The sequence below is a fragment of the Rhodococcus sp. AC861 genome (genome assembly GCF_979256035.1).
The window spans coordinates 1-268 of sequence record NZ_CEEDMW010000044.1 but is presented as its reverse complement, the minus strand read 5'-3'; the positions used below and the strand labels follow the sequence as shown (position 1 = coordinate 268).

1 pseudogene is annotated in these 268 nt (G+C 71.6%); it reads left to right on the top strand.

The features are described from left to right. Nucleotides 1-44: 44 nt before the first annotated feature. Nucleotides 45-268 (top strand): annotated as a pseudogene (locus AC0IX4_RS23070) (hypothetical protein); the annotation flags it as partial.

The following is a 268-nucleotide window of genomic DNA, read 5'->3' as shown; positions in this document are numbered from 1 at the left end:
AACTCGGACATCTGGAGGCCGAGTGGCAGGGACAGGGGATCCGGGTGGCACTGACCGGTGACGGGGCCCTCGACAGCCGCCTCCTCGACCCCGATGCGCCCGTTACTGAAGCACCCGGTTCCGACGCGCCCGCGACCGAAACGCTGGACCCCGCACCCGATACCGACACACCCGAAGCCCCAGTCGACGCCCCGGCGGAGACAGGAGAGGGGCCGACCCCCGACCCGGTGACACCGGAGCCGCCGATGAGCGCCGAACCGAGTCCGGA